The 8,870-nt window shown below is 69.6% G+C and carries 9 protein-coding genes; 5 read left to right on the top strand and 4 right to left on the bottom strand.

Going from position 1 to position 8,870, the window contains the following annotated elements; genetic code table 11:
* The 3 genes from FH610_RS42320 to FH610_RS42310 all read right to left on the bottom strand — a co-directional run.
* The coding region (locus FH610_RS42320; protein WP_139580877.1) for a DUF742 domain-containing protein at positions 1–397 on the bottom strand (397 nt) is incomplete at its 3' end.
* Positions 398–401: 4 nt separating this feature from the next.
* Entirely contained in the window at positions 402–830 is a 429-nt protein-coding gene (locus tag FH610_RS42315) for a roadblock/LC7 domain-containing protein (RefSeq protein ID WP_139580876.1), read from the bottom strand.
* Complete coding sequence (locus tag FH610_RS42310; RefSeq protein ID WP_240809530.1) at positions 827–3,604, bottom strand: sensor histidine kinase; 2,778 nt, start codon at positions 3,602–3,604, stop codon at positions 827–829. Before FH610_RS42310 ends, FH610_RS42315 begins: the two co-directional genes overlap by 4 nt.
* Before the next feature lie 302 nt (positions 3,605–3,906).
* Here FH610_RS42310 and FH610_RS42305 point away from each other — a divergent pair, with 302 nt between their 5' ends.
* Genes FH610_RS42305 through FH610_RS42285 form a run of 5 tightly spaced genes read left to right on the top strand, consistent with a single transcriptional unit; the run spans position 3,907 to position 8,363 of the window.
* Positions 3,907–4,998: an ABC transporter substrate-binding protein gene (locus FH610_RS42305; protein ID WP_240809529.1), complete on the top strand. Its 1,092-nt coding sequence runs from the start codon at positions 3,907–3,909 to the stop codon at positions 4,996–4,998.
* Positions 4,999–5,017: 19 nt separating this feature from the next.
* On the top strand, positions 5,018–5,791 hold the full coding sequence (locus tag FH610_RS42300) for an ABC transporter permease (RefSeq protein WP_139580875.1): 774 nt from the start codon (positions 5,018–5,020) through the stop codon (positions 5,789–5,791).
* A complete protein-coding gene (locus tag FH610_RS42295) occupies positions 5,788–6,576 on the top strand; it encodes an ABC transporter permease (RefSeq protein ID WP_139580874.1) in 789 nt (262 codons plus the stop codon). The genes FH610_RS42300 and FH610_RS42295 overlap by 4 nt, the downstream gene beginning before the upstream one ends.
* A 9-nt stretch (positions 6,577–6,585) precedes the next feature.
* Positions 6,586–7,362 carry an ABC transporter ATP-binding protein gene (locus FH610_RS42290; RefSeq protein ID WP_139580873.1) on the top strand — a complete coding sequence of 259 codons (777 nt, stop codon included), beginning with the start codon at positions 6,586–6,588 and terminating at the stop codon, positions 7,360–7,362.
* Positions 7,359–8,363: a methyltransferase gene (locus FH610_RS42285; protein WP_240809528.1), complete on the top strand. Its 1,005-nt coding sequence runs from the start codon at positions 7,359–7,361 to the stop codon at positions 8,361–8,363. The genes FH610_RS42290 and FH610_RS42285 overlap by 4 nt, the downstream gene beginning before the upstream one ends.
* Before the next feature lie 130 nt (positions 8,364–8,493).
* Here FH610_RS42285 and FH610_RS42280 read toward each other — a convergent pair.
* Positions 8,494–8,870, bottom strand: a 377-nt coding sequence (locus FH610_RS42280) for a GTP-binding protein (RefSeq protein ID WP_205826460.1), incomplete at its 5' end; no start/stop codon positions are given.

Below are 8,870 nucleotides of genomic sequence, written 5' to 3'. Positions count from 1 at the left end.
GCAAGTTCAGATCCGGCTTACCGGCCTCCAACTGCGGCTGATGCACATGCACCAGCCCCTCCGCCGCCATGTCCGCGATCACCACGCGAACCACACCCAGCGGAATCCGCAGCAACGCCGACACCTCAGCCACCGACCGCACCTGACGGCACAGGGAGGCGATGGCCCGAAATTCCGGGGGCCTCGTGGACAGGTCGTAGTGAGTGGTCGTGGCGGAGGAGACCAGCGCCTCCAGCGCGAGTTGCATGCGGGGTGTCGTACGGCCGCCGGTGACGGTGAACGGGCGGACCGGAGACGCGGGCTCCTCGGGGATCGGGGCGCCCGGCTGCCGCCCCCACGGAGTGCCGGGTTCCTGATCCCACGGTTCCGCGCCCGGCGGCTGTCCCCACGGATCCATCCGGTCACCTCCGGGGATAGGACATGGCTTGGAGTTCGGCGCGGACCGCGGGGGTCAGCACCTGGCCCGCCCGCTCCACCAGCAACGTCATCTGGTAGGCCACCAGACCCAGATCGGAGTCGACCGCCGCCAGCACCGCCAGACAGGACCCGTCACTGATCGACATGATCAGCAACAACCCCCGCTGCATCTCCACCACCGTCTGCGTCACCGGGCCACCCTCGAACACCCGCGAGGCACCCTGCGTCAGACTGATCAACCCGGCCGCCACCGCCGCCAGCTGATCCGCCCGATCCTTGGGAAACCCGTGCGAGAACGCCAGGGGCAACCCGTCGGCGGAGACGACGACGGCGTGCGCCACACCGGGCACCGAACTCACGAAATCATCGATCAGCCAGTTCAGGCCCCGTGCGCCCTGGCTCAACCCACTCATGCGCCGTCCCCTTTCGCGGTCGGGTAGCCCTCGTCTGCGCTCAGTTCGCCCCTGGCCACCGCCCGGCCCTGCCGTACGCCCTGCTGCAGGCTCGCGAGCCGGCTGCGGGCCCGGTCGGGCGACAGGAGCGGCTGCGAGGGGGTGGGCGCCGCCGACGCCACCGCGGCCGGATCGGCCGAGCCGGGCACCAGGTTGGCCTTCGGCACCCGCTTGGGCAGACCCGAGGTGGTCGTGCCGTCCGAGGCGGGCTTCTCGGTGGCCGCCGCCGCGGCCCGCCACCCGGCGTCCAGTGACGGGGTGTCCTGCCAGCCGGATTCGGTGTCGGCGGCGGGAGTGCGCCGGAACCAGGCGGACTCCACGGAGGCGAAGATCGGCAGGTACTCCTCGGCCGGCGGCCCGGCCTGTGCCCCGCTCGGACGCACGCCGCCCATCTGGACGGGAGCGCCGTGCACCGGCCCGGGCATCGAGACCGGGCCGGTCGTCGCCGGCATCGCGCCGAACCCCATCGGGACTGGCCCGGTCACCGCCGGCAGAGGCCCGGTCGCCGCCTCGTCCATGCCGGACGACCGGCCGCGTATCCGGGTGAGCGGATCATGGAGAGCCGGCGCCGCGACCCCGGAGGCCGGCAGCTGCTGACGGCCCCAGCCTCCGATGCCCTGCTGTGCCGTCCCCTGCTCGGCCTGCCGGGGGCTCCAGGCAGGGGCGAACGCGCCCGAGTAGGACTCCGGCTGATTCGCCGGATGACCCATGATGATCTCCGGCAGCAGGACCATGGCCGTCAGCCCGCCTCCGTCGTGCGGCCTGAGCTGGACCCTGATGCCGTTGCGGGCGGCGAGACGGCCGACCACGAACAGGCCCATCCGCCGCGACACCGACACGTCCACCACCGGCGGGTTCGCCAGCCTCCAGTTCGCCTGGGAGATCTCCTCCGACGTCATGCCGATGCCGGAGTCGGTGACGGAGACCATCACGCCTCCGCCGTCGATCCGGTTGCCCGACACCACCACGCGGGTGTCGCGGGCGGAGAACGACAGCGCGTTCTCCACCAGCTCGGCGAGCAGGTGGATGACGTCGTTGACGGCCTGGCCGGCGATCGAGACGTCCGAGGGGAAGTTCAGCACCACCCGCTCGTAGCCCTCGACCTCCGACAGCGAGGCCCGGATGACGTCGGTGATCTCGACGGGCCGGCTCCAGCGGCGTGCGGGCTCCTGCCCGGCGAGGACCAGGAGGTTCTCACTGTTGCGGCGCATGCGGGTCGCCAGGTGGTCGAGCTTGAACAGGTCGCCGAGCCGCTGCTCGTCCTGCTCGCCCTGCTCCAGTCCGTCGATCAGGGCGATCTGGCGCTCCACGAGGGTCTGGGTGCGCCGTGAAAGGTTCACGAACATCGCGTTGACGTTGCTGCGCAGCCGGGCCTCGTCACCCGCCAGCCGGATGGCCTCGCGGTGGACCTCGTCGAAGGCCCGCGCGACCTCGCCGATCTCGTCGGCGGACGCCACGCCGATCGGCTGCACCCCGGCCTGCCCCGCCGCGCCGTCCTCGGACTCGCGCAGCCGCTGCACCAGCGCGGGCAGGCGGTGCCCGGCGACCTCCAGCGCCTCGCTGCGCAGCCGCCGCAGCGGCCGTACGAGAGAGCGCGCCATGACGGCGGTGATGAGCAGGACCAGCAGCAGGACGACGACGACCATCGTGATGTTGACAACGGCCACGTTCCGGTCGGAACTCTGCAGAGCGTCGCTCCGGGCGACGATCGACTTGCTCAGGGCGGCGGTCACGTCACGCATGAGGTCGGCCTGCTCGCTGATCGCGTCGAACCAGCGGTCGGCGTCGGCCCCCCTGCCGCTGAGGTTGCGGATGGGCTGCCCGGTGCCGACGAGATACAGCGCCCGGTCGATGAAGAACCGCGCCCGGTCCACCTTCTGGTCGGTGACCGTGTCGTTGTAGAGCTGCCGCTCGTCGGTGGTGGCCACGGCGGTGAACGCCGCCAGCTCGCTCTGCTCCCTGGCCGTCGCGCCGGTGAAGGCGTCGAGCTCGGCCTGGTCGAGCCGCTGCCGGGCCAGTCCCATGGCGAGCAGCGCGCGCTGCTCCGACACCGCCTCCTTGGCCCGTGCGAGCGCCCCGAGCGCCTTGATGCTCGCGTACAACCCTTCGTCCGGGACTCCCTGGCCCGCCGCGTCGTACAGCTTCAGCAGGTCGTCGGTGACGAGCCGGTAATTCTCGATGCCGCGCAGCGGCGGGAGCTGCGACTCGAGCACGATCTTCCGGAACGCGGTCAGGTCCGTCAGCCGGGCCAGGGCCCGCGACAGGTCCTCCCGGCCGAGCCCGCCCAGCGCGTCTCCGCTCGTCCCGGCCCGGGCGCGCACCTGCTGCGCGGCGGCGTCCACGGCGTCGTGCTGGTTGTTCACGGTGGTGAGCAGGTCTCTGTCACGACGGCCACCCGCGACGTACTTGATCGACAGGTCGCGCTCCAGCTGGAGTTCGTGGAGGAGCACGCCGACGTTGCCGACGAGCTCGACGGCCTCGCGCACCCGCTGATACTCGGCGGCGCTGGATATCGAACTCGCCACCCGCAGGCCGCCGAGCAGGACCGCGACGACGGTGGGCAGCACGATCAGCGCGACGAGCCTGGTTCGCACCCGCCAGTTCTTCAGCTGAATCGAGTTGCCGGTCGCGGGCCCGCTGGGCGGCCCGCCGTCCGCCGAGGACGCGCCGCCGGCGGACTCGGCGACCGGTTCGGGCTCGGCGCGGCGACCACTCTCGATCGTTGCTGTCCTCACTGGCGCAACCTCTCGCGCTGAATCTCAGGGGATAAAGCTCCGGGGTCGCTCTAATGCGAGAGCCCGCACATCACCGGGCAATTTGAGCATAAGGCGTCGAGATAGACAAAGAGCTTGGGATTTTGGAGCGGTCCAGAGTTTCGCCCCGCCCCAAACGCATATGTGCACGGCGGTGACGAGCAGGGGGAAGGCAATATCGGACGGAAGATGCACGACGACCTCCATCATGGAACCGGTCCAAGCCCCTGGCCGTAATTACAAATTACGACAGAGGTGATTTATTCCTCAATTTGACTACAATCGTGACTCAAACACATCGAATCCGTACGGCTCCTGTACGCTTCTCGCCCGTCGCCGTCTATGCGGGACAGACCCGTCGCGGGCGGCCACCTCAACACTCCAGACAAGGAGACTTCATGAGGCTTATAAGGCGTACTCTCGCCGTCGGCGTCGCGGCCGTCCTGACGCTCACCGCTTGTGGCAACTCCGACACGACGTCCTCCTCTTCCTCGGGCAACGGACTGGAGAAGACGACGCTGAAGGTCGGCACGATTCCGGTGCCGGACAGCGCGCCGTTGCAGGTGGCGATCGATCGGGGGTTCTTCAAGGCCGAGGGCCTGGAGGTCCAGCCCGAGGTGGTCGCCGGCGGCGCGGTCGCCACCCAGAAGCTGCTGGGCGGAAGCCTCGACCTGTCGCTCGGCGCGTACGTCGGCACCTTCCTCGCCCAGGACAAGGGCGCGGGGAAGTTCAAGTACGTCGCGGACAGCTACGGCGCCGCTCCCGGCGCTTTCGTCATCATGGTCAAAAAGGACTCCCCGATCAAAACTGTTGCAGACCTCAAGGGGAAGACCATAGCGGTCAATGTTCTCAACAGCGTCAGCCAGCTGACCGCCGAAGTGCAGATGAAGGTGGCCGGGGTGACCGCGACCCCGAACCAGTTCGTGGAGAAGAAGTTCCCCGACATGCCCGCCGCCCTGGAAAACGGCCAGGTCGACGCGGCGGCGATGACCGAGCCGGTCATCACGGTGGAATCGAAAGCGGGTGGCCGAATCATCGTCGATGAGATGACCGGTCCGACCGAAAGTCTTCCCATCGCCGGCTGGTTCACCACCGACGCCATCGCGAGCAAATACCCGAAGGCGATAGCCGCGTTCCAGCGGGCGCTCGGCAAGGCGCAGGCGCTCGTCGCGAAGGACCGCAAGATCGTCGAGGAGACGCTGCCCAAGTACACCAAGATCGACGCCGCCACCGCGGCCGTCATCTCCCTGGGCTCCTACCCGACCTCCCTCAGCGAGACCCGCCTGCAGCGTGTGGCCGACCTGATGAAGGAGTACGGCTACCTCAAGAACGATCTCGACGTGAAGTCGATGATCCTGCTGCCCCCGGCGAGCTGACGGAGATCCCGCACCTGCCATGGAACACGCACGAGTCCTCCGCGGCGTCGCCGGCGTCGCGGGGTTCCTCGCCGCGGCCGAGATCGTCGGCGCGACCGGCCTGATCGACGACCGCTTCCTGCCACGCATGTCCACGATCCTCCGCGGCGCGGCGGAACTGCTCGTCGATCAGGAGTTCCTCGCCGACGCGCGTGCCTCGCTCGCCGCCTGGGGGCTCGGGCTGCTGCTGACCGTGGCGGTGGCGGTCCCGGCCGGACTCGCGCTCGGGGCTCTGCCGCCCGTGGAGCGGGCCGTACGGCCGCTGATCGAATTCCTCCGGCCCATCCCGTCGGTCGCCATCATCCCGCTCGCGATCCTGCTCTTCAGCGACAACCTGCACCTGAGGGTGGCCGTCGTCGTCTACGCGGCGTCCTGGCCGATCGTCATCAACACGATCTACGCGCTCCGGGACGTCGACCCGCTCGCCAAGGAGACCCTGCGCAGCTTCGGGTTCGGCCCGGTGTCCGTGCTGCTCCGGGTGGCACTGCCCAGCGCGGCGCCCTTCATCGCGACCGGGATCCGCGTCGCCGCCGGCACCGCCGTCATCCTCGTGATCAGCGCGGAACTGCTCGCAGGAGGGGCGGAGGGCATCGGGATCTACATCACGGAGGCCGCGAGCGGCAACCGGATGGACCTGATGCTCGGCGCGGCCCTGTGGGCCGGCCTGTTCGGCGTCCTGTCCAACACCGCCCTGGTCGCGGTGGAACGCAGGCTGTTCCGCTGGCACGACGTACGCACCGGAGCCGCCCGATGAACGTGATCAGAGCCGTCGGCCGTCTCTGGCTGGTGCCGGTGACGCTCGTGGCCTGGGAGATCGTCACCCGTGCCGCCGAGCAGCCGTTCTTCCCTCCCCCGTCGGCGACGCTGGCCCGGATGGGCGAGATGTGGCTGTCCGGCCCGCCCGCCCATCTCCTGCTGACGGAGCAGGCGATGGACGATTTCGGCCCCAGCCTCGCCCGCCTGTTCGCCGGGTGGACGCTGGCCGCGGTCCTCGGGGTGGCCGCCGGAGTCGCCATCGGCTGTTCCTCCCGCCTGTCCGGCTACCTCGACCCGCTGATCCACCTCGGCCGGGCCGTGCCGCCTCCGCTGCTGGTGCCCTTCTTCCTCGCCCTGCTGAAGCTGAGCACGCCGGCGCAGCTCACGACGATCGTGTTCGGGATCATCTGGCCGATCCTCCTCAACACCGTCGACGGCACCCGGACGGTGGACCGGCAGCACCTGGAGACCGCGCGCATCTTCGGGTTCTCGACGGTCCAGCGGCTCACCAGAGTGATCGTTCCCGCCGCGATGCCCAAGATCTTCGCCGGCCTGCGGCTGGCCCTCTCACTGGCCCTGATCCTGCTGGTCATCGCCGAGATCCTCGCCGGTTCCGGCGGCCTCGGCTACCGGCTCCTGTCGGCGCAGCGCAGCTACCTCTACACCGACATGTGGGGCTGCCTGGTGGTGCTCGGCCTCCTCGGCTATCTGCTCAACTCCGCGTTCCTGCTGTTGGAACGGCGCGTTCTCGCCTGGCACAGGAACGCCAGGCAGACCACCTAGGAAGGCATCGTGCTCGAGATCACCGATCTGGTCCACTCGTACGGCTCGCATCGCGTTCTCGACGGGGTGAGCATCCGCGCCGCCGAGGGCGAACTCGTCTGCGTCGTGGGTCCCTCCGGCTGCGGCAAGTCCACTCTGCTGCGGTCCGTCGCCGGTCTCATCCGTCCCACCGGGGGCCGGGTGCTGATCGGCGGACAGCCCGTCGATCGCATCCCCGACAACCTGGCCGTCGTCTTCCAGGACTACAGCCGTTCGCTCTACCCCTGGATGACCGCCGCGAACAACGTGGCACTGCCGCTGCGACGCCGCGGGCTGGACCGGCGACGCCGCAGGGAGGCGGCGATGGCCGCACTGGACCAGGTCGGCCTGGCCGACGCCGCGGCGAAGTACCCCTGGGAGATGTCCGGCGGAATGCAGCAACGGGTGTCCATCGCCCGCGCTCTCGCCTACCGCCCGTCCCTGCTGCTGATGGACGAGCCCTTCGGCTCGGTGGACGCGCAGACCCGCGAGGACCTGGAAGACCTGGTGCTGCGGGTCTGCGCGCATCACGGCATGACGACCCTGCTGATCACGCACGACATCGACGAAAGCGTCTACGTCGGCGACCGGGTGATCGTCCTCACCCGGTCGCCGGCCCGGGTCGCCGCCGACCTGCCGGTCGACCTCGGCGAATCACGCGACCAGATCGCGACGCGGCAACTCGACGCGTTCGTCCGGCTGCGTGCCGAAGTGGGCCGCCTGGTCCGAGGCGGCTCCCCCACCTCAACTGTTCTGGAGAAGCAGTGATCGACTCCACCGGCCCCGTCTGGGACGCCATCCGCGGACTCTCCCGGTTCGCCGCGCTCGCCGCGATGGCCGAGCTGAACTGCGCCGAACACCTGGCCTCCGGCCCGATGGACGTGCCGGAGCTCGCCAAGGCGTGTGACGCGCACGAGCCCTCCCTGGCGCGCGTGCTGCGGGAACTCGAGACGGTCGGCGTGGTCCGCGCCGTCGCTCCGGGGACGTACGAGCTGACCGAGGAGGGTCAGACGCTGCGCGACGGCGTTCCGGGCAGCATGCGCTCCGCCCTGCGTACCGCGGCCGAGAACGGTTACTGGTACGCCATGGGCAACCTGGCGCAGACCGTGAAGGACGGGCGGTCCGCCTTCATCGCGCGATTCGGCCCCTTGTACGGCTATTTCCAGGAGCATCCCGAGGCGGCCCGCCTGTTCAACGAGTACATGGCCATCCGCGCGGCGCCGCTGGAGGCCGCTTTGGCCACCACCTACGACTTCACCGGCGTGAAGACGTTCGTGGACGTCGCCGGGGGAACCGGGCACCTGCTGGCGGCGGTGCTCGACCGGCACCCCGGCATGCGCGGCGTGCTCTTCGACATCGCGCACGTGGTGGAGAACGCCCGGGAGTCCCTGAGCGCGCGGGGCCTCGGCGACCGGTGCGAGTTCGAGAGCGGCGACTTCTTCGAGAGCGTGCCCGCGGGCGGGGACCTCTATCTGCTGGCCAGCGTCATCCACAACTGGAGTGACGAGGCGAGCCTGCGCATCCTCGCCAACGTGCGGAAGGCGGCTCCCCGCCACGCCCGGGTGCTGCTGCTGGAAATGGTGCTGCCGGACGACGCCACGCCGCACATCGGCAAGGACCTCGACATGCGCATGCTCGCGGTGACCGACGGCGGGATGGAGCGCACGCTGAGCGAACACACGCGGCTGCTCGGCGAGGCCGGTTTCACACTCTCCCGCATCCTGCCGCTGCCCGCCGGAGCGAGCCTGATCGAGGCCCTGCCCCGCTGAGCCGGGAGTGCCTCACGAAGGCCGCCCTCGTGGCTGATCTTCCCGGTCCCCATGGAAAGTCCGAGCCCGCGAGGAGTTTCCATGGGGTGGAGCAGGCGCCGCCGGGCCACGCCCAGCAGAGCGTGCTCTGTCAGACACGACCTTGGTGGAAATTGGGGCCGGGCACGGCCACCCGCATGGTCAGCGCGTGTTCGACGAGGGTGATCAGGGTGCTCTTGACCGATTCGCGGTCACGGGCGTCGGTGCGGACGATCGGGATGTGCGGCGACAACGTCATCGCCTCCCGCACCTCCTCCTCGGCGTGCGGGTACTGCCCGTCGAAGCCGTTGACGCCGACGACGAAGGGCAGACGCGCCTCCTCGAAATAGTCCACCGCCGGGAAACTGTCGGCCAACCGCCGCGTGTCGACCAGCACCACCGCACCGATCGCCCCCCGCACCAGGTCATCCCACATGAACCAGAACCGATGCTGACCCGGCGTACCGAACAAATACAAAATCAGATCCC

It is taken from the genome of Microbispora catharanthi (genome assembly GCF_006334915.2).
Classification (GTDB): domain Bacteria; phylum Actinomycetota; class Actinomycetes; order Streptosporangiales; family Streptosporangiaceae; genus Microbispora; species Microbispora catharanthi.
Note: the sequence above shows the minus strand (reverse complement) of the source record. Positions and strands in the feature narration are given on the sequence as shown.